Here is a 19,340-nt window from a genome sequence, read left to right as displayed (position 1 = left end):
CGTGGACATGAACCCGTGGCTCAACGCCATGTTCCAGTTCGCCTTCTTCTACCCCATGGTGATGGCGTTCTTCTGGATGTCCGGTGGCCTGTACTACTTCTTCCGCCGTGAGCGGAAATCGCGGCCGCGCAACGATCCACCGCCCATGGCGGAGTATCCGTTCGCCAGCCTGTTGATTCCCTGCCACAACGAATCGGCGAACCTGGACGACACCCTCGGCGCGGCATTGGCGCAGCGCTATCCGGACTTCGAAGTGATCGCCATCAACGATGGCAGCAGCGACGATACCGGCGCCCGCCTGGACGCACTTGCGGCCCTGCACCCACGCCTGCGCGTGGTCCATCTGGATCGCAACCTGGGCAAGGCCAACGCGCTGCGCATGGGCGCCCTGGCTGCCCGATCGGAATACCTGGTGTGCATCGACGGCGACGCCATGCTGGAAGAATTCGCCATGCACTGGATGGTCTGGCACCTGACCAGCGGTCCGCGCGTGGGCGCGGTGACCGGCAACCCGCGCATCCGCAACCGCTCCACCCTGCTCGGCCGCCTGCAGGTGGCGGAGTTCTCGTCGATCATCGGCATGATCAAGCGCGCCCAACGCGTTTACGGCCGCATCTTCACCGTCTCCGGCGTCATCGCCGCGTTCCGTCGCACGGCCCTGCACCGCATCGGCTACTGGGCCGATGACATGGTCACCGAGGACATCGACATCAGCTGGCGGCTGCAGCTGGATCATTGGGACATCCGTTACGAGCCCAACGCACTGTGCTTCATCCTGATGCCGGAAACCCTGAAGGGACTGTGGCGGCAGCGCCTGCGCTGGGCGCAGGGCGGTGTGGAAGTGCTGCTGCGCCACGGCTCCTCGTTGTTCAGCTGGCGCAAGCGGCGCATGTGGGGCGTGCTGCTGGAATACATCCTCAGCGTGCTGTGGGCCTACACCATGCTCGCGATCATCCTGCTGTGGGCACTGGGCAAGTTCATCCCGGTGCCGCCGCAGTTGTACATCGACACGTTGCTGCCGCAATGGCATGGCGTGATCCTGGCGTTGGTCTGCCTGCTGCAGTTCGCCAGCAGCCTGATCATCGACAGGCGTTACGAAACGCATATCGGCCGCAACTATTTCTGGGTCATCTGGTACCCGATGGCGTACTGGTTGATCAGCCTGTTCACAACGCTGGTGGCGCTGCCCAAGACCCTGCTCAGGCGGCGTGGCAAGCGTGCAACCTGGGTCAGCCCAGACAGGGGTATCCGATGAACGCACATCGCCAGACCGCCACGAGGAAGCCGTCCAACCGCTTCGACTCGCGCCTGATCCAGAAACCGCGCAAGCAGCCCCGCCTGCAGCGCACCGCCTGGGGGTTTGTGACCCTGGCGTTCTGGGGGTTCTACTTCTATCTATGGGCGCCGCTGGTCACCCTGGTGTCCTGGGTGCTGGGTGGGCAGCAGGCGTGGCTGCAACTGTACGAGCGCAAGCAGCAACTGGATCCGTTCGTGATCATCGCCCTGCCGGTGATCCTGGCCGGCTGCGCGCTGCTGCTGATCGCCTGGGCCGAATACAACCGCTACCGCTTCGCCGGCAGGGAACGGCGCAACCCACGCGAGGACGCCAGCCGCTCGGAGATCGCCCGTTCGCTTGGTGCTAGTGATCAGCTCGCCGAACAGATGTTCAATGCGAAGGCCATCACCCTGCACATGGATGAGCATGCGCGGCCGCTGGGCATGACTGCGCAGCTGTTGCGGTAAGGGGGTTCGGCCGGGCTGCGCCCGGCACCCGCAGAGGCCGAAGCAACAGCAACGGCAACAGCTGGCAGTCAGTGGGATGGCGGGGCGGTGTCGGATTGCGGGGACGCCGTAAACCCATCCATGGGGGCTTGGCCGCGGCATCCATGCCGCGGACACCCCGCAATCCGACACCGCCCCGCCTTCGACAGTTTTCCGGTGACGGTGGGTCCATCTCAATCGAAATCGAAATCGAAATCGAAATCGAATATTTCGACAATTGAACGAAAAGAATCCACGCATGGCGTGGATCTACGTGTCGACCAAGGTCGACACCTACCAACAGCAGCACAGAATGCCGTTCCGACATCTCGCGGAAATCTGTCGAAGGCGGGGTGGGTCCGGTTGCGGGGGTGTAAGCGCCATGGATGGCGCGCCCAAGCCTCCATGGATGGATTTACGGCGTCCCCCGCAACCGGACCCGCCCCGCCATCCCACAGGAACCCAGCTTTTGCCGTTGCTTCGGCCGTTGCATCGGCTGTTGCCGTTGTCTCTGCAGGTGCCGGGCGCAGCCCGGCCGTGAACCTAGCTTCTGACCTGGCCTTCGCCGCGCACTACGAAACGTTCGACCGTGAGTGCTTCCAGTCCCATCGGGCCATAGGCATGCAGGCGCGTGGTGGAGATGCCGATCTCGCTGCCGAGACCGAGCTGGCCGCCATCGGAAAAGCGCGACGACGCGTTGACCATCACCACCGCCGAGCGCAACGCGTTGACGAAACGTTCGGCACTGGCCGCGTCTTCGGTGGCGATCACCTCGGTATGGTCGGAGGTGTAGGTGCGGATGTGCGCGATCGCTGCGTCAAGATCGTCGACCACGCGGACCGCCAGTACCAGATCAAGGAACTCGGCGGCATAGTCGTCCTCGCTGGCAACAGTGCTTCCCGGCAGCAACGGCTGCGCGCGCGCGTCGGCACGCAGCTGCACACCACGTTCGGCCAGCGCCTGCGCGGCGCGCGGCAGGAAGTCTGCGGCAATGTCCTGGTGCACCAGCAGGGTTTCCAGTGAATTGCACGCGGACGGGCGACTGCACTTGCCATCCACCAGCAGATCGAGCGCTTTGGCAGGGTCGGCACTGGCATCGACGAACAGATGGCACACACCCTTGTAGTGCTTGATCACCGGTACCCGCGCGTGTTCTGCAACGAAGCGGATCAGGCCTTCGCCACCGCGCGGGATCGCCAGGTCGATCAGTTCATGCAGCTGCAGCAGTTCCAGCATGGCTTCGCGGCGCAGGTCGGTCAGCACCGTCACCGCGGCAGGGGGCACGCCGTTGGCCTTCAATGCCCCGGCCAATGCCTGGGCGATGGCAGTGTTGGAATGGATGGCCTCCGAACCTCCACGCAGAATCACGCCGTTGCCCGCCTTCAGGCACAGCGCGGCGGCTTCGGCGGTCACGTTCGGGCGTGCTTCGTAGATCATCGCGATCACTCCCAGCGGCACGCGCACCTTCTGTACGCGGATGCCGTTCGGTCGCACGTCGTCGCGGGTCACCTGCCCGACCGGGTCCGGCAGGCCCGCCACCTCACGCACGGCGTCGGCCATCGCCAGCAGGCGCGCCGGGTCCAGCGCCAGGCGGTCGAGCATCGCACTGCCCACGCCCTTGTCGCGGGCGGCAGCGAGGTCGCGCGCGTTGCCTGCAAGAATCTGCCCGGCATTGACCTCCAGTGACTGCGCCATCGCCAGCAGCAGCGCCCTGCGGGCATCGCTGTCGAGGCCAGCGACCACCTGGGCTGCGTCACGGCAGGCGCGGGCCTGCGATTCGATCTCACTCATCGGGACATCCTGCAATGGGTTCATGGCAGCACCAGATCGTCACGATGGACGACGGTACCGCCGTAGTTGTAGCCGAGCACGGTCTGGATGTCGCGCGTGTGGCGGCCGGCAATGCGGCGCACGTCATCGGCGGCGTACTGGCTGACACCACGGGCCACGCAGACCCGGCCGGCGTCGGTGTTCCAGCACACCTGCACCATGTCACCACGGCGGAACGCGCCGTCGGCACCGGTGATACCACCGGGCAGCAGTGAGGCGCCCTTCTCGCGCATCGCCTGCGCTGCACCGGCGTCGATCAGGATCGCGCCTTCGGCCAGCGGCGCGTGCCGCAGCCAGTGCTTGCGGGCGGCCTCGCGGCTGCGCGCCGCGTGGATGCGGGTGCCGAACAGGCGATCCTGCGCCAGCGCGCGCACCACCTCGCCACTGCGGCCGTTGAACAGATAGGTTTCGATGCCGACACGACCGGCCTTGGCCGCGGCCTCCAGCTTGGTGCGCATGCCACCGGTACCGGCGACTGAACCGGCACCACCGGCCATCGCCAGCACGGCATCATTCAACTCGGGCACGTCGTGCAGCGGCCGTGCATCGGCATGCGTGCGCGGGTCGGCACTGTAGAGGCCATCGATGTCGGTGGCGATGAACAGTGCATCGGCATCGACCAGCGCCGCCACGGTCGCAGCCAGGTTGTCGTTGTCACCGAGCTTGAGTTCGTCCACCGATACGGTGTCGTTCTCGTTGACCACCGGCAGCGCACCCAGCCGCAACAACTCGTTGAGGGTTGCCCGCGCGTTGAGATAGCGACGGCGGTTGCGCAGATCGTCATGGGTCAGCAGCACCTGCGCCACCGGGCGCTCGAAGAAGCGCTGCCACAGACCGATCAGCTGCGCCTGGCCAAGTGCCGCCAATGCCTGACGCGCAGCCATCGCCGCACCAGGCTCATCAGCCCTGGGCAGGATCGCGCGGCCGGCAGCCACCGCACCCGAGGAGACGATCACCACTTCGCGCCCAGCCAGCACGTTGGCCGAGACGAACTGGGCCAGGCCCAGCGCATGACGCGGCGACAGGCCACCGCCATCGGCCGCGAGCAGGCTGCTGCCGACCTTGAGCACGGCACGCCGCCACGACGGCAGCGCTTGTTCGGGGAACGGCGATGCAACGGTGGCGGCGTGGACAGTCATCAGGAGCGCCTCAGCGGGTATTCCATTCGTGGACACTCAGCGCCGATGCCTGCATCGTCACCAGCGGATCGGTGGCGACGATGGCCTGTGCCTGCGCCAGGCTGTCGACGTTGCACAGCACATAGGCGCCGCCACTGCCATCGGCAAAGCCACCGGTCAGCTGCAGCTTGCCCTCGGCCTGCAGGGCATCAAGAAAGTCGCGGTGCGGTTGCACCACAGCGTCGGTGAAGCCGGGCTGGCGCATCGCCAGCACCAGGTAGACGGTGCCGGCCATCAGGACAGCGCCTGCCAGCGCGCGCGCAGTTCATCCAGGCGCAGGTCCGACGCCGAACCCGGCGATACACGCGCCGCCAGGCTGCCTTCTGGCGTACGCCCCTGCCCCGCGCTGTCGGCGCCGGCAGCAGCGGCCTTGTAGGCCTCGCGGAAGGGTACGCCCGCGACCGCAGCTTCCACCGCTACATCGGTGGCGTACATGCCCGAATCGATCGCTGCGCGCAGCTTGTCATCGCGCCATTCCAGGTTGGCCAACAGCGCCGGCAGCAGCTCCAGCGCGGCCAGGCCACGACCGAAGCCGTGGAAGATCGCGCCCTTGGACGACTGCAGATCGCGGTGGTAGCCCGACGGCAGCGACAGCAGCTGCTCGATCTCGGTGCGTGCGGCTGCGACGCTGGCATGGGTCGCCCGCATCAGCTCGATCACGTCCGGATTGCGCTTGTTGGGCATGATCGAACTGCCGGTGGTGTACTGCGCCGGCAGCGCGACGAAACCGAATTCGGCGCTGGTGAACAGCGACAGGTCCCAGGCGATGCGGCGCAGGTCCAGGGTCGCACCGCCCAGCGCTTCCAGTGCGGCCAGTTCGAACTTGCCACGCGACAGCTGCGCGTAGATCGGCGAGATCTGCATGCGCGCAAAGCCAAGCGCGCGGGTGGTGTGCTCGCGGTCCAGCGGCAGGTTCACGCCGTAACCGGCGGCGGTGCCGAGCGGATTGGCATCAACCAGTGCATGGGTATCGCGGGCACGCACAGCGTTGTCGATGAAGGCCTCGGCCCACCCAGCCCACCACATGCCTGCCGAGGACACCACGGCACGCTGGATGTGGGTGTAACCGGGAATCGGCAGATGCTGCTCGGCCTGCGCACGGTCGAGCGCCACCTTGGCCACTTCGGCACTGACCTGCGCGACGCGCTGCAGCTTCTCCTTCAACCACAACCGGGTGGCGACCAGGATCTGGTCGTTGCGGCTGCGGCCGGTGTGGATCTTGCGGCCTGCATCACCCAGGCGCTCGGTCAACCGTGCCTCGATGGCGGAATGGCCATCTTCATACTGCGTATCCAGCACGAAGCGGCCTTCGCGGAAGTCCTGCGCCAGCACCTCCAGTTCGCGCAGCAGGCCAGCGAGTTCATCGGCGCTGAGGATGCCGATGTGCTGCAGGCCCTGCGCGTGCGCGGCGCTGGCGGCGATGTCATGCAGGAAGAATTCGCGGTCGAGGATCACGTCGTCGCCGGCGAGGAAGGTCTGGATCTGGGCATCGACAGCGACGCCGGGCTTCTGCCAAAGAAGGTCTGCCATGGGGGCTCCTGTGCGGTTTCAGTGCGGGATCGACGTCAGTTCGTCGATGCCCAGCGCGAGATTGAGGTTCTGCATGGCCTGGGTGGCCGCGCCCTTGAGCAGGTTGTCCAGGGTCGCCACCACCACCACCCGCTTGCCGCCCGGGGCCAGCGTGAAGCCGCCGACCTGGGCGCCATGGCGGCCAGCGATGCGGCTCACCCACGGCGCCTCGTCCACGACCTCGATGAGTGCTTCACCGGCATAGGCCTGCTGGAAGCGCTCGACGATCTGCTCGCGGGTCTGCACACGGTTCAACCACAGGTTGGCGGTGAGAGTGATGCCACGGAAATGCGGCGCGACGTGCGGCATGAATTCGACGGCCACGCCGAGCTGCACGGACACCTCACGCTCGTGCACGTGGTTGGTCAGCGCGTACGGCATCAGGTTGTCGGCCAGCAGCTCGACATTGTTCTTGTCCGACGGCGAGGTGCCGGCACCGGAGTAGCCGGACACACCGAAGCACTGCGGCGGGCCCGCCAGCAGATCGCGCAGCGGATGGATCGCCAGCTGCATCGCGGTGGCATAGCAGCCGGGATTGCTGATGTGCTTCTGGCCGTTGTAACGGTCGCGGGTAAGCTCGGGCAGGCCGTAGTACCAGGCAGTGTCGAAACGGTAGTCGGCCGACAGATCGACGATCACCGTGTCCGGCTTCGCCGTTTCCAGCGCCGCCACGAACGGAGCAGCCAGGCCATTGGGCAGCGCCAGGATCACCGCATCCACGCCCTTGGCGGCAACGGCATCGGCGTCGAGATTTTCGAACTGCAGTTCACCCTGCCATTGCGGGTAGTGGTCGGATACGCGCTGCCCGGCCAGTTCGCGCGAAGAGACGAAGCCCAGCTGCAGGTTCGGATGCGCGGCCACCAGCCGGATCAGCTCGGCACCGGTATGGCCGCGGGCGCCGACGATGCCGACGGTGAACGAGGAGGAAGTGCTCATGCGTGCGTGCTCATGCGTGCGAGTCGAGGCGGTGCTGCAGGTGGCGTTTCACGCCCTGCCATTCTGCGTCGATGATGGAGAAGATGACGGTGTCGCGCGGCGTGCCGTCGGGATGACGACGGTGATTGCGCAGCACGCCATCCTGCTTGGCCCCCAGGCGTGCGATCGCGGTACGCGAGGTGAAGTTGAACCAGCTGGTTTCAAACACCACGCTCAGGCATTCCAGCCGCTCGAAGGCATGGCTGAGCAGCATCAGCTTGGTTTCGGTGTTGACTCCGGTGCGCTGCACCGACTCGCCATACCAGGTGTAGCCGATGCTGAGCCGCGGCACGTCCGGTTGCAGGTCGTAGTAGCGGGTGGTGCCGACGATCTGGTCGTTGGCATCGAACACCACGAACGGCAGCACCTTGCCCTCGGCCTGAACCTGCAGCGCGGCCTGCACATAGCTGGTCATGGTCTTCGCATCAGGTACCTGGGTGTACCAGAGCTTCGACAACGCACCGTCACCCAACGCACCGCGCAGGCCGTCGATATGGTTCATCTGCAGCGGTTCGAGCCGCGCATGCGTGCCGGTCAGCGTGGGTACCCGGGTCCAGTCGGCGTGGTTCATCGCGCTCAGCCCTCCAGGCTCGGTGCGCGCACGGCGCAGTGGTCGACATAGGTCCTGATCCGGTCGATGCCATCAGCACCGTACCAGAACACCTTCCAATGGCCCTGCTTGTAGCAGCCATCGGATTCGGCGTAGTAGAAATGGTTGATCGGATTGCCGTTGCGCGAGCGCCAGAACAGCTGCGGGGTTTCCTCGCGCATCACGTTCCAGACGGCGCGGCCAAGGCCTTCGCCCTGCGCATCGTCGAGCACGGCGAACTTGTCCAGGTACACGCCCTCGGCCTCATCGGTGAGGATCACCGCCGTGCGGTAGTTCTCACTCACATAGGCGCGCAGCAGCGTGGTCTTCTGGAAATAGTCCGCCACCAGGGTACGACCGAAACTGGATTCGATCAGGCCCTTCAGGCGCGGCAGGTCCAGCTCGCTCCAGGCGGTTGCACGCAGCACCTTCTCGCCCTTGCGCACCAGCGTGCCCGAGCCCTTGTGGGTGAACAGTTCCTTGGCCAGGTCGGCGGGCCGGGTGATCGACACCGACGATTCCAGCGGCAGGCGATCCAGCAGCGACTTGATCTGTTCGATCTTCACCTTCATGCCGCCATGGATCCACGGTTGCGCGATCAGGTGGTCGTACTCGGTGGACAGGTTGATCGAATCGATCACGTTGCCCGCTTCGTCCAGCAGGCCGCCGGTACCGGTCAGGAAGATGATCTTGTATGGCTGCAGTTCCTGCACCAGTTCGTTGGCGGCGAAGTCGGCATTGACGTTGAGGATCTGCCCGCCGGCGGTCTCACCGAGGCTGGTGATGACCGGGATCGAGCCGGCACGCAGGCTGGCTTCGATCGGTGCCAGGTTGACCTTCTTCACCTCGCCGACCAGGCCGTAGGTATCCAGGCCCAGGTACTCCGCCTCGAACACGCCACCCGTGATGGACGTGGCGCGCGCGCCGTTCTGCTGCAGGGCTTCGACCAGGCGCAGGTTGGATTGCTGGAACACCCGGCGCACGATCGCCAGCGCTTCCGGCGACGTCACCCGCAGGCCGTTGACCGTCTGCTTTTCAATGCCGGCGGCCGCCAGTTCCGCATCCAGCTGCGGGCCGGCGCCATGCAGCACGATCGGGGTCAGGCCGACCTCCTGCAGGAACGACAGCGAGGAGGTCAGCGCGTCGAGATCGTCGCGCAGCACTGCGCCGCCGACCTTGACCACGGCGAAGCGCTTGGCGTCCAGCTGCGAGAAGCGCTTGAGGTACTGGCTGATCTCCTTCGCGCTGGCCATGCTCGAGAGCAGGCGCACGATGGTCTGGCGGGTCTGACGGTGGGGCTGGAGGGCAGGAGACATTTCGGTTTCGTCACAGGCGGCGGTCGCCGCGTTGCAGTTCCGCCGCGCAGAAGCGCAGCGGCGTTGTGGGTCGATCAGGCGCCGGCGGCGATGATCCGGTGTACGGCATCGGCGTAGCGCTGCAGCTGCTCCAGCGTCACGAACTCGTCGGCGGTGTGGGCCTGGGCGATGTCGCCCGGGCCGAACACCAGCGTGGTATAGCCAGCGGCCGAGAACAGCGACGCCTCGGTCCAGAAGTCCACCGCGTTGCCGATCGGAATATCCAACGCATCGGCCACGTCGCGCGCCAGCAGGCGGCGGTTCTCGGCTTCGGCGATGTCGCCCGCCGGCAGGCTGGGGCCACGGAAGGTTTCGGTGAACAGTGCCGCTTCCGGTTCGGCGAAACCGGCAAAGGTCGCCAGCAGCGCATCGATATCCATCGACGGCAGCGGCCGGAAGCCGAAGCGCACTTCCGCCGCCGGCGCGATCATGTTGGCCTTGATGCCACCTTCAACGCGCCCGATGTTGAAGCGCAGGCCGGTCAGTCCACCAAAGCGTGCAGAAGCCAGCGATTCGACGTGGTCCAGCGCGCGGTTGCCCCAGCGCATCGCCTGGTGCAGCGCGCTGGCGGCGGCATCCTGCTTGCCCGACGCATGGCCGGCACGGCCGGCGAACTGCATCAGCACCGAGCTGATGCCACGATGCGCGAGCACCGCTTCGCTCATGGTCGGTTCGGCCACCAGCACCGCTTCGTACTTGATGCCCCGGGCCAGGAATGCAGCAATACAGCGCGGATCGTTGGCTTCTTCATCGCTGGAGAACAGGAACGCCGCGTCGCCATCACTGGCATTGGCTGCAGCCACCAGCGCAGCAGCCGCCCCCTTGATGTCACACACACCGAGGCCGACCACGCGGTCGTCGAGGCGGCGCATCACGTGCGGATCGGCACTCCAGTGCGGCGAGTCCGGCACGGTGTCCAGATGCACGTTGAACAGGTACTTCGGCGTACCGCGCACCGCATACAGGCTGACCGCGCCAGCGCCATGGTCGATCACCTCGACATTGAACCCGGGCAGGTTGTCGCGCAGGTAGTCGAAGATGCCGCCGGTGGTGATCGCACGCGGCGGGTTACGCGTGTCGAAGGACACCAGTGCCTGCAGGTGATCGAGCGTCTGTTCAAGCATGAATCAAAGATCCTTCAGTACAACGTGTACCGGCTGGAGGAGAGCCCCCTTGATGTTCAAGGGGGCGCGCCAACGGCGCGGGGATTAGGTGGAATGCGCGGGAGACGCGCGCGCAATTCAATCGCTCAGCGATTGACTTGCGCGTAAAGCGTCGAGCTCATGCCGAACAGCTTGATGAAGCCTTCGGCTTCCTCCACGCCCCAGTCGGCCGACTGCGCATAGGTGGCGCCCTTGGTGTTGAGCAGGTGCGGCGACTTCACCGCCACGGCGTCGACGCGACCGCCACGGGTTTCCAGCACCACTTCGCCGTTGACCTTGGCCTGCGAGGATTTCAGGAAGGCTTCGATGTCGGTCTTCAGCGGGTCGTGGTAGAAGCCTTCGTACACCAGCTCCACCCACTTGCGCGCCACGTCCGGCTTGAAGCGGTTCTGCTGCTTGGTCAGCACCGCATCTTCCAGCGCACGGTGCGCGGCCAGCAGCGAGACCAGGCCCGGTGCCTCGAACACGATGCGGCCCTTCAGGCCGATCACGGTGTCGCCGGTGTACACGCCACGGCCGACGCCGTAGGGGGCAAACAGCTTGTTGAGCTGGGCCAGGATCTGCTCACCCGGCAGGGCCTTGCCGTTGAGCTCCACGGCTTCGCCTTCGACAAACTTCAGGGTGACGGTCAGCGGTGCTTCCGGCCATTCGCTGCGCGGTGCGCACCAGCCACGGGCGCCCTCGCCCGGTGCTTCCCAACGATCGATCTCGCCGCCGGACATGGTCAGGCCCAGCAGGTTCTCGTTGATGGTGTAGGCCTGCTGCTTGGCGCGCACGCCGAAGCCACGCTCTTCCAGGTACTTCTGCTCGTAGGCGCGGGTCTGGGTGTGTTCCTTCTGGATCTCGCGGATCGGCGCGATGATCTGATAGTCACCCAGGGCCTTCACTGCCAGGTCGAAACGCACCTGGTCGTTGCCCATGCCGGTGCAGCCGTGGGCGATGATGTTGGTGCCCAGTTCGGCGGCGCGCTTGAGCGCGGCATCGACGATCAGGTAACGGTCCGACACCAGCAGCGGGTACTGGCCCTGGTAGCCCTCGCCGGCCCACACGAACGGCTTGACGAAGCCGGACCAGATGGCCGGACCGCCATCGACGGTCTGGTGGCTGGTGACACCCAGTTCGGCGGCACGCTTCTCGATGAAATCGCGCTCTTCGTCATCCACACCGCCGGTATCGGCGAACACGGTATGCACGTTGTAGCCGCGCTCCTGCAGGTACGGCACGCAGAAGCTGGTATCAAGGCCGCCGGAGAAGGCGAGAACGACGTCTTTGTTGCTCATGGGGGTATGTCCTGGTAGCGCCGGGCCATGCCCGGCGGAAATGTTCGAATGGAGAAATCAGCGCCCGGCAACAGCGGCCATGATCGCCTTCTGCACATGCAGGCGATTCTCGGCCTCGTTGATGGCGATGCACTGCGGCGAATCCATCACGCCGTCGGTCGCCTTGACGTTGCGGCGCAGCGGCAGGCAGTGGCTGAACACACCGTTGTTGGTCAGCGCCATCTTCCGCTCGTCCACGATGAAGTGCTTGAACTGGTCGCGGATCGGCTTCTCCGGCTCCCAGTTGCCGAAGAACGGCAGCGCGCCCCAGCTCTTGGCATAGACCACGTCGGCACCGGCATAGGCGCTGTCGATGTCATGGCTGATCTTCAGCGAACCGCCGCTCTCGGCCACGTTCTGCTCGGCCCAGCCCATGTAGCGCTCGTCGAGGATGTAGTCGGCGGTCGGGCACAGCAGCGTCACGTCCATGCCCATGCGGGTGGCGATGGTCAGCGCCGAGTTGGCCACCGCGGTGTTCAGCGGCTTGGGATGGTAGGTCCAGGTCAGCACGTACTTCTTGCCGCGCAGGTCCTGGGTACCGAAATGCTCCTGCAGGGCCATCACGTGCGCCAGTTCCTGGCACGGGTGGGTGATGGTCTCCATGTTGATCACCGGCACCGGCGAGTACCTGGCGAAACTCTCGAGCACGACGTCCTGGCGGTCGTAGGCCCAGTCGACGAACTTCGGGAACGCGCGCACGGCGATGATGTCGCAGTAACGGCCGAGCACCTTGGCCACTTCAGCGATGTGCTCTTCGGTATCGCCGTCCATCACCGTGCCGAGGTTGAACTCGATCGGCCATGCATCCTTGCCCGGCTGCAGCACCACTGCGTGGGCACCGAGCTGGAACGCGCCCAGCTCGAAACTGGTGCGGGTACGCATGGACGGATTGAAGAACACCAGCGCGATCGACTTGCCCTTGAGCTGGTCGCCGAGCTTGTTGCGCTTGAACAGCGCAGCCTGGGTCAGCAGCGCGTCAAGTTCGCTGCGGCTCCAGTCCTGGGTGTTCAGGAAGTGCTTGGGGGACATCATCATTCCTTGCATGAGCGGCGCCGGTGGCCGACGCGGTGGAAGGTGGAAGGGAAAACCGGGAACCAAGGTGATACGAAAAGGTTGCAGATGAAGCTTTTCAGAACGCGGAAACGAAAAAACCCAGCCGGCGGGCTGGGTTTTTTTCGGACGAACAGCAGAAAGCTCCGGATTACCCAGCGAGAATGTGGGGTTCCGGTCGACGGGCACGCGACGTCATGCCAGTGGCCTGGCGGGCGGCGCTGCTGTCGTGCTGGAAGTCGGTGAGCTTCATTGGTCGGCAATCTTTACATGCGGCCGAGGCCGGCGCAAGAGGCCGGCGTCGCAGAATCAGGGGGTACCAGCGGCAGCCTGCTCGGGGCCTACCCACGGGGTGATCGAAACCCGGATCTTCAGCCGGTTGCCAGGGTCCTCCGGCAGCCGTGAACGGTACTTGGTGCCCTTGTAGACATAGTCCACGTCGTAGGCGATGGGGCGGCGGAACTCACGCCCGACAGGCACGATGCGACAGTCACGGGTCAGCATCGGACCGGTATTGGCCGGCGCCGGGGCGGGGGTTTCCGCCGGAAGCTCCTCCAGCGTCTCCTCGTCGCTGCGCTTGAACATCGAGCGCACCGAATCCCACAGGCGGCCGATGCGGCCCTTGTCCTCGACCGGCTCCTCGCCGGTGACGTTGACCGGGGCCAGGGTGCGGGTCGAGACCGGCTCGCAGTGCTCCTCGGTACGGGTTGCGCGCAAGGTCTGGAACACCGGCTCCACGTTGAGCACCTGAGCGTAGTCGAACTTCACGTTCTCCACGATCACCACCCGGTTGCGGGGCTCGGCCTCCTGGGCCAGGACCACGGCGGGCAGCGCCGACAGGCAGGCCAGGGTCAGCAACGCGGTGGTTTTCATTGGCGATGGGAGCAGGGACACGGCAATAGTGTAGGCAGTGGTGACCGCAAGGGGCTGAACATTACCCGTCCGCGTCGTTCCTGCCCACCCCACCCACCCGCCGGTGACGTCCACCGGTGGCAATGGTCCCCCCAAAGGGGCCCGACACGTTCTAAAATCACAGGCTTGTCCCCCAGTCACAGACCCATGACCCTGCGCCTGCACAACAACCTGACTCGCCAGCTCGAACCGTTCACCCCGCTCGACCCGGCCTGTCCGACCCTGTATGTGTGCGGCCCGACGGTCTACAACTACGTGCACATCGGCAATGCCCGTGGACCGGTGGTGTTCGGGGTGCTGGCCGACCTGCTGCGGCGGCGCTTCGGTGCCCTGCGCTATGCCCGCAACATCACCGACGTGGACGACAAGATCAACACCGCCGCACGCGAGCAGGGGGTGCCGATCAGCACCATCACCGACCGTTTCGCCGCGGCCTACCGTGAAGACATGGCCGCGCTGGGCGTGGTGCCGCCGGACATCGAGCCGGAAGTGACCGCACACATGGCGCAGATCATTACCATGATCGAGCAGCTGGTCAGCAGCGGGCATGCTTACGCCGCCGAGGGCCATGTGCTGTTCGCCGTCGGCAGTTTCGAGGGCTACGGCAAGCTGTCGCGCCGCGATCCGGACGAAATGCTGGCCGGTGCCCGTGTCGAGGTTGCTCCCTACAAGCGCGCGCCCGGCGACTTCGTACTGTGGAAGCCGTCCGGCGACGACCTGCCTGGCTGGGAATCGCCGTGGGGCCGCGGCCGTCCGGGCTGGCATATCGAATGCTCGGCGATGGCCGCCGCACACCTGGGCGAGACCATCGACATCCATGCCGGTGGCGTCGACCTGCAGTTCCCGCACCACGAAAACGAGATCGCGCAGAGCGAGTGCGCGCACGGCGGCAAGGTGTTCGCGCGCTTCTGGCTGCACAACGGCATGCTCAACTTCGGCGGCGCCAAGATGAGCAAGTCGATCGGCAACATCGAGCGCGTCCACGACCTGGTGCGTAAACACGCCCCCGAGGCACTGCGCCTGGCCTTGCTGTCGGCCCACTACCGGCAGCCGCTGGACTGGTCCGACGCGCTGATCGAACAGTCCGGGCGCACCCTCGACCGCCTGTACGGCACGCTGCGCGAGCTGGCCGATGTGGCCGCCACGGCAGTGATCCCGGCAGACATCGAAGCAGCATTGGATGACGATCTCAATACGCCGCAGGCGCTGGCCGAAGTGGCCCGTATCGCCGGCGAAGCGCGCCGCGCCACCGATCCCGGCGAACGCGCACGCTTGAAGAGCGAACTGCTCGGCGCCGGCCTCGCCCTGGGCCTGCTGCAGGCCGACCCGGCGCAATGGTTCGGCAACGCCGCTGGCGACAGCGACGACGACGCGCGCATCCAGGGCTTGATCGACGAACGCGCGGCGGCCAAGCAGGCGCGCGACTTCGCCCGTTCCGACGCCATCCGCGACCAGCTGGCCGCCGAGGGCATCGTGCTGGAAGACACCCCGCAGGGCGTGCGCTGGTCGCGCAAGCGCGGCTGACCTGCCCTGCCCCGTGGCCGGCCCGCCGGCCACGCTCCCACTGTAGAGACTGTTGTGATCGACTCCCCATTCCCGCTTGAACCCACTGCCGCCGAGGCACAAACGGCCATCGCCGAGGAATTCGGTTTCTTCGGCGACTGGTCCGAGCGCTACCAGTACCTGATCGACCTCGGCCGCAAGCTGCCCGCCTTCCCGGAAGCATGGAAGACCGAAGAGCACCGCCTGCTCGGTTGCCAGTCGATGGTCTGGATCGTGCCGGAAGGCAATGCGCAGTCGCTGCGTTTCCACGCCATCAGTGATTCGGCCATCGTCTCCGGCCTGATCTTCCTGGCGCTGCGCGTGTACTCCGGGCGCACCGCGCAGGAGATCCTGGCCACCGAACCCAGCTATATCCAGGATATCGGCCTGTCCCGCCACCTGTCGCCGACGCGCAGCAACGGCGTGGCGGCGATGCTGGCCTTCATCCGTGAGACCGCGCAGGCCCAGCTGCAGCGCGATCCGTCGTGAGCGAACCTGCCACGGCCGAAGACACCGCGCTGGGCCTGCTGTCCCGGCCCGGTTTCGCCCGGCTGCTGGCGTACCGCATCTTCGCGATGCTGTCCTACCAGGTGGTCGCGGTCACCGTCGGTTGGCACATCTACGAAGTCACCCGCAATCCGTTCTCGCTGGGCCTGATCGGCCTGGCCGAGGTGCTGCCGTTCTTCTGTGTGGCCCCGTTTGCCGGTTATCTGGTGGATCATCTGCCGCGCCGCAAGCTGGGCATGGTCGCCTGTTCCGGACTGATCGCCACCGCGCTGGTGCTGACCAGCGTAGCCAAGGGCTGGCTGCCGGTTGAAGGCGTGTGGCCGATCTATGCGGCCATCGCCCTGACCGGCATGGTCCGCGCGTTCCTGTCGCCGATCTACAACGCCCTGTTCGCCCGCGTGCTGCCACGTGAACATTTCGCCCGTGGCGCCGGCCTCGGCGCCGTGGTGTTCCAGACTGGCATGATCGCCGGCCCGGCACTGGGTGGGGTGCTGGTCGGCTTCGGTGGCAAGGGCCTGTCCTATGCGGTGGCCACGGCCTTCGCGCTGGTGGCGATGGGCTGCCTGGCCACGCTGAAAGTGGAAGAACCGGTGCATGCCGGCCCGGCCGCCCCGATCTTCAAGAGCATCGCCGAAGGCGCCCGCTTCGTGGTCGGCAACCGGATCATGGTCGGCGCCATGGCGCTGGACATGTTCTCGGTGCTGCTGGGCGGCGTGGTGGCGATGCTGCCGGCGTTCCTGCACGAGATCCTGCACCACGGCCCGGAGGGACTGGGCATCCTGCGCGCGGCCCCGGCACTGGGGTCGGTGTGCGTCGGCCTGTGGCTGGCGCGCCATCCCCTGCACCGCAATGCTGGTCGCGTGCTGCTGTTCGCCGTGGCCGGCTTCGGCCTGTGCGTGATCGGCTTCGGCCTGTCCCAGCACTTCTGGCTGTCGGCGTTGATCCTGCTGTTCTACGGCGCCTTCGACGGCGTGTCGGTGGTGATCCGCTCCACCATCCTGCAGCTGGCCACGCCGGAAGAGATGCGCGGCCGGGTATCGTCGATCAACGGCATCTTCATCAGCTCGTCCAACGAACTGGGCGCGTTCTATGCCGGCACGATGGCCAAGGTTCTGGGGCTGGTACCGGCGGTGGTGCTGGGCGGGTTCGCGGTGCTGAGCGTGGCCGGGATCACCGCGTGGAAGAACCCGACGCTGCGGAAATTGAATCTGCGCGATCTGCAGTAGCGTCGGCTCGTCGTTTCCGCGACAGCGGGTTTACGTGCGCCGACGCACTGGTAGCGCCGGGCCATGCCCGGCGGCCCTTTTCCGCGACCGCGGCGGGAACGCGCCGCCATCCGCGAGCCGGCGCTGCGCACCGGTGCCCTGCGCTCCTCGGTGAATCAGGGGACGGCGCCGAACTCGCTGCGCTCAAACAGCGGCGCCTCTTCGCCCCTGATTCCCCTGCGGTGCTCGGCTCGCTACAAGGCGGACCCAACAGCCGCGAGCGCACGCATGACCGCTCCTGGTAGAGCCAAGCCATGCTTGGCTGCTCTTGCTCTTGCTCTTGCTCTTGCTCTTCCCTGCCCTACGGCTTCGGCCTGAGCCGAGCGTGGGCTCGGCTCTACAGCGGCCGCGCGCGCAGGGAAGCGTCGAGAGCCTGCGGGTGGGTCCGGGCAGGACCGTCCGCGGCATGGATGCCGCGGCCGAGCTTACAGGGATGTACTTGCAGCGTGTCCTGTCCGGACCCACCCGCAGGCTCACCCCGATACCCGGAAGGCGCCGCCCTACGCAGCCAACTCGAACCCAACAAAAAACCCGGCCGAAGCCGGGCTTTTCGCATGACATCACAACGAACCGGAATCAGTCGCCCTGCTGCTTCTGCAGGTGCTCCCAACGCTCCTGGGCGTCGATGGTGCGCTCGGCGGTCAGGCGCGCTTCGAGGCGCTCCAGGCCGATTTCTTCACCGGTGTCCACGCAGTACCCGTAATCGCCCGCTTCCAGGCGCTTGAGGGTGCTGTCGATCTTGCCGATCAGCTTGCGGTAACGGTCACGGGTGCGCAGTTCCAGCGAGTTCTCGGTCTCGCGGGTCGCGCGCTCGGCTTCATCGCCGATGTCACGCACTTCCTCACGCAGGTTCTCGATGGTCTGCTTGGACTCTTCCACCAGGTCGGCGCGCCAGTTCTGCAGGCGCTGGCGGAAGTATTCCTGCTGCAGCGGGCTCATGTACTCCTCGTCCGAGGCCGGCTTGTAGCCTGCCGGCAGGATCGGGCGGCCAGTGGCCTCGTCGGTCTTGTATTCGACGACCTTGTACTTGCTGCGCGGCGCAGGTGCCGACGAACGGGCGGCGACGGCCACGGCGACCTTGCCCACGGGGCGGGTCACGGTCTTCGGAGCGGAATCGGATTTCACGGCGGTTTTAGCAGGCGATTTCGAAACGGGCACGGGATTCTTGGATTGCGGGGCGGTCGATGCTGCAGAAGCGGCGGCCGGGGCCGGCTTGGAGGCCGGTTTGGCTGCTGCCACTGCCGCGGTCTTGGCCGGGACAGACTTGGCCGGGGCCGGCTTCGCAGCTGGCTTCGGTGCGGACTTCACTACAGGGGCCGGCGTCGGCTTGGCAGCCGGCGGGGCGACATTCTTGGCAGTCTTGGCGGCAGGTGCCGGCTTGGCAGGCGCCACCTTCTTTGCTGCCGGCTTCGCAGCAGGCGCGGCGGCAACCTTCTTCACCACCGCCTTCGGCGCTGGCTTGGCTGCTGCCTTCTTCGGTGCCGGCTTGGCAGCGGCCTTCTTCACCGGCGCAGCCTTGCTGGCAACCTTCTTCACCGCCGGTGCCTTCTTGCTGGCAGCGACAGGTTTGGCCTTGACCGGCGCAGCGGGTTTCTTCGCCACTGCCGGCTTGCCGGACTTGGCCGGCGCTTTCTTTGCGGTGGCCTTCCTGGCCGCCGGTTGTGAGGATGCCGCCTTGGTCACCGGCTTGCTGGCCGGCTTCTTGGCAACGGGCTTGGCCGCCAACTTCTTCACAACAGGCTTGGCGGTTTTCTTGGCGGCCTTGACGGCCTTCTTTGCAGTTTTTTTAGCAGCCACGAAACGCTCTTCCTTGGATTCCCCGGGGCCCGGGAAAGCGGGCCTTTATAGCCTACCCGACCCGCAGCAGCAACCTTGGGGGCCCGCTCCATTCAGTCCAGGAGTCAACGGGTCCAAGGCGCGGTCCGACGAACACGGACCGCGTTGCGCGGTACGGAACCTGTCCGGCACCTGGAGGGGTGCCGATAGCGGTCGCAGGCCATCTACGACATGCGACCAACGGCCCATCCTGCACAAATGCGGCCTTCATGCCAACTGGCTTAAGATGACTGAGTGATCTCGCGCCTGCTCATCGCCCTGCTGCGCTTCTACAAGCGCTTCATCAGCCCGCTGCTGGGGCCTCGCTGCCGTTTCGTGCCGAGCTGCTCTGAATACGCCATGGAAGCCATCTCCCGGCACGGCCCGCTGCGCGGCAGCTGGCTGGCCGCGCGACGGCTGGGCCGCTGCCATCCGTTCCATCCCGGCGGCTTCGATCCAGTACCCGAATCTCCCGACGCCCCTTCTTGCCGTTGCACAGGAAAACACTGA

18 protein-coding genes are annotated in these 19,340 nt (G+C 66.1%); 6 read left to right on the top strand and 12 right to left on the bottom strand.

Going from position 1 to position 19,340, the window contains the following annotated elements; translation table 11 throughout:
* The first annotated feature begins 1 nt into the window (after position 1).
* Both pgaC and pgaD read left to right on the top strand, forming a co-directional pair.
* Positions 2 to 1,255, top strand: a complete 1,254-nt coding sequence (gene pgaC, locus HFK18_RS11765) for a poly-beta-1,6-N-acetyl-D-glucosamine synthase (RefSeq protein WP_100460680.1) — start codon at positions 2 to 4, stop codon at positions 1,253 to 1,255.
* Positions 1,252 to 1,743 carry a poly-beta-1,6-N-acetyl-D-glucosamine biosynthesis protein PgaD gene (pgaD, locus tag HFK18_RS11760; RefSeq protein ID WP_180166393.1) on the top strand — a complete coding sequence of 164 codons (492 nt, stop codon included), beginning with the start codon at positions 1,252 to 1,254 and terminating at the stop codon, positions 1,741 to 1,743. The genes pgaC and pgaD overlap by 4 nt, the downstream gene beginning before the upstream one ends.
* 561 nt (positions 1,744 to 2,304) lie before the next feature.
* Here the strand turns inward: pgaD and HFK18_RS11755 are convergent.
* The 11 genes from HFK18_RS11755 to HFK18_RS11705 all read right to left on the bottom strand — a co-directional run bounded on the left by HFK18_RS11755 (position 2,305) and on the right by HFK18_RS11705 (position 13,662).
* Positions 2,305 to 3,576 (bottom strand): glutamate-5-semialdehyde dehydrogenase, encoded by a 1,272-nt coding sequence (locus HFK18_RS11755; RefSeq protein ID WP_180166392.1) that lies wholly within the window; start codon positions 3,574 to 3,576, stop codon positions 2,305 to 2,307.
* Positions 3,573 to 4,730 (bottom strand): glutamate 5-kinase, encoded by a 1,158-nt coding sequence (gene proB / locus HFK18_RS11750; protein WP_180166391.1) that lies wholly within the window; start codon positions 4,728 to 4,730, stop codon positions 3,573 to 3,575. Before proB ends, HFK18_RS11755 begins: the two co-directional genes overlap by 4 nt.
* A gap of 10 nt (positions 4,731 to 4,740) precedes the next feature.
* On the bottom strand, positions 4,741 to 5,004 hold the full coding sequence (locus HFK18_RS11745; RefSeq protein ID WP_089236219.1) for a YciI family protein: 264 nt from the start codon (positions 5,002 to 5,004) through the stop codon (positions 4,741 to 4,743).
* Complete coding sequence (gene argH / locus HFK18_RS11740) at positions 5,004 to 6,299, bottom strand: argininosuccinate lyase (protein ID WP_099821198.1); 1,296 nt, start codon at positions 6,297 to 6,299, stop codon at positions 5,004 to 5,006. The genes HFK18_RS11745 and argH overlap by 1 nt, the downstream gene beginning before the upstream one ends.
* Before the next feature lie 18 nt (positions 6,300 to 6,317).
* Positions 6,318 to 7,274 (bottom strand): N-acetyl-gamma-glutamyl-phosphate reductase, encoded by a 957-nt coding sequence (argC, locus tag HFK18_RS11735; protein WP_180166390.1) that lies wholly within the window; start codon positions 7,272 to 7,274, stop codon positions 6,318 to 6,320.
* 10 nt (positions 7,275 to 7,284) lie between these two features.
* Complete coding sequence (locus HFK18_RS11730) at positions 7,285 to 7,884, bottom strand: GNAT family protein (protein ID WP_180166389.1); 600 nt, start codon at positions 7,882 to 7,884, stop codon at positions 7,285 to 7,287.
* 5 nt (positions 7,885 to 7,889) lie between these two features.
* Positions 7,890 to 9,218 (bottom strand): acetylglutamate kinase, encoded by a 1,329-nt coding sequence (locus tag HFK18_RS11725; protein WP_180166388.1) that lies wholly within the window; start codon positions 9,216 to 9,218, stop codon positions 7,890 to 7,892.
* A gap of 74 nt (positions 9,219 to 9,292) precedes the next feature.
* A complete protein-coding gene (locus HFK18_RS11720; RefSeq protein WP_180166387.1) occupies positions 9,293 to 10,381 on the bottom strand; it encodes an acetylornithine deacetylase in 1,089 nt (362 codons plus the stop codon).
* Between the two features lie 125 nt (positions 10,382 to 10,506).
* Entirely contained in the window at positions 10,507 to 11,700 is a 1,194-nt protein-coding gene (locus tag HFK18_RS11715) for an argininosuccinate synthase (protein WP_165377653.1), read from the bottom strand.
* Positions 11,701 to 11,757: 57 nt separating this feature from the next.
* Entirely contained in the window at positions 11,758 to 12,768 is a 1,011-nt protein-coding gene (locus HFK18_RS11710; protein WP_025876421.1) for an N-acetylornithine carbamoyltransferase, read from the bottom strand.
* Between the two features lie 330 nt (positions 12,769 to 13,098).
* On the bottom strand, positions 13,099 to 13,662 hold the full coding sequence (locus HFK18_RS11705) for a hypothetical protein (RefSeq protein ID WP_089236226.1): 564 nt from the start codon (positions 13,660 to 13,662) through the stop codon (positions 13,099 to 13,101).
* Between the two features lie 186 nt (positions 13,663 to 13,848).
* Here HFK18_RS11705 and cysS point away from each other — a divergent pair, with 186 nt between their 5' ends.
* Genes cysS through HFK18_RS11690 form a run of 3 tightly spaced genes read left to right on the top strand, consistent with a single transcriptional unit; the run spans position 13,849 to position 16,976 of the window.
* Complete coding sequence (gene cysS / locus HFK18_RS11700) at positions 13,849 to 15,225, top strand: cysteine--tRNA ligase (RefSeq protein ID WP_180166386.1); 1,377 nt, start codon at positions 13,849 to 13,851, stop codon at positions 15,223 to 15,225.
* Positions 15,226 to 15,279: 54 nt separating this feature from the next.
* Positions 15,280 to 15,732 (top strand): SufE family protein, encoded by a 453-nt coding sequence (locus HFK18_RS11695; RefSeq protein WP_099821206.1) that lies wholly within the window; start codon positions 15,280 to 15,282, stop codon positions 15,730 to 15,732.
* Positions 15,729 to 16,976 (top strand): MFS transporter, encoded by a 1,248-nt coding sequence (locus HFK18_RS11690; protein WP_180166385.1) that lies wholly within the window; start codon positions 15,729 to 15,731, stop codon positions 16,974 to 16,976. The genes HFK18_RS11695 and HFK18_RS11690 overlap by 4 nt, the downstream gene beginning before the upstream one ends.
* 615 nt (positions 16,977 to 17,591) lie before the next feature.
* Here the strand turns inward: HFK18_RS11690 and dksA are convergent.
* Complete coding sequence (dksA, locus tag HFK18_RS11685; RefSeq protein WP_180166384.1) at positions 17,592 to 18,812, bottom strand: RNA polymerase-binding protein DksA; 1,221 nt, start codon at positions 18,810 to 18,812, stop codon at positions 17,592 to 17,594.
* A gap of 273 nt (positions 18,813 to 19,085) precedes the next feature.
* Between dksA and yidD the strand changes: the two genes are divergently transcribed.
* Positions 19,086 to 19,340, top strand: a complete 255-nt coding sequence (gene yidD, locus HFK18_RS11680) for a membrane protein insertion efficiency factor YidD (protein ID WP_180166383.1) — start codon at positions 19,086 to 19,088, stop codon at positions 19,338 to 19,340.

The sequence above is a fragment of the Stenotrophomonas sp. SbOxS2 genome, from assembly GCF_013416715.1.
GTDB classification, from domain to species: domain Bacteria; phylum Pseudomonadota; class Gammaproteobacteria; order Xanthomonadales; family Xanthomonadaceae; genus Stenotrophomonas; species Stenotrophomonas lactitubi.
The sequence above is the reverse complement of the archived record's forward strand: the minus strand, read 5'-3'. Positions and strand labels throughout refer to the sequence as shown.

What these genes read in the sequence shown, in the direction of transcription:
- pgaD (WP_180166393.1), top strand. Translation starts at nt 1,252, where the DNA reads ATGAACGCACATCGCCAGACCGCCACGAGGAAGCCGTCCAACCGCTTC.
- HFK18_RS11755 (WP_180166392.1), bottom strand. Translation starts at nt 3,576, where the DNA reads ATGAACCCATTGCAGGATGTCCCGATGAGTGAGATCGAATCGCAGGCC.
- proB (WP_180166391.1), bottom strand. Translation starts at nt 4,730, where the DNA reads ATGACTGTCCACGCCGCCACCGTTGCATCGCCGTTCCCCGAACAAGCG.
- HFK18_RS11745 (WP_089236219.1), bottom strand. Translation starts at nt 5,004, where the DNA reads ATGGCCGGCACCGTCTACCTGGTGCTGGCGATGCGCCAGCCCGGCTTC.
- argH (WP_099821198.1), bottom strand. Translation starts at nt 6,299, where the DNA reads ATGGCAGACCTTCTTTGGCAGAAGCCCGGCGTCGCTGTCGATGCCCAG.
- argC (WP_180166390.1), bottom strand. Translation starts at nt 7,274, where the DNA reads ATGAGCACTTCCTCCTCGTTCACCGTCGGCATCGTCGGCGCCCGCGGC.
- HFK18_RS11730 (WP_180166389.1), bottom strand. Translation starts at nt 7,884, where the DNA reads ATGAACCACGCCGACTGGACCCGGGTACCCACGCTGACCGGCACGCAT.
- HFK18_RS11725 (WP_180166388.1), bottom strand. Translation starts at nt 9,218, where the DNA reads ATGTCTCCTGCCCTCCAGCCCCACCGTCAGACCCGCCAGACCATCGTG.
- HFK18_RS11720 (WP_180166387.1), bottom strand. Translation starts at nt 10,381, where the DNA reads ATGCTTGAACAGACGCTCGATCACCTGCAGGCACTGGTGTCCTTCGAC.
- HFK18_RS11715 (WP_165377653.1), bottom strand. Translation starts at nt 11,700, where the DNA reads ATGAGCAACAAAGACGTCGTTCTCGCCTTCTCCGGCGGCCTTGATACC.
- HFK18_RS11710 (WP_025876421.1), bottom strand. Translation starts at nt 12,768, where the DNA reads ATGTCCCCCAAGCACTTCCTGAACACCCAGGACTGGAGCCGCAGCGAA.
- HFK18_RS11705 (WP_089236226.1), bottom strand. Translation starts at nt 13,662, where the DNA reads ATGAAAACCACCGCGTTGCTGACCCTGGCCTGCCTGTCGGCGCTGCCC.
- cysS (WP_180166386.1), top strand. Translation starts at nt 13,849, where the DNA reads ATGACCCTGCGCCTGCACAACAACCTGACTCGCCAGCTCGAACCGTTC.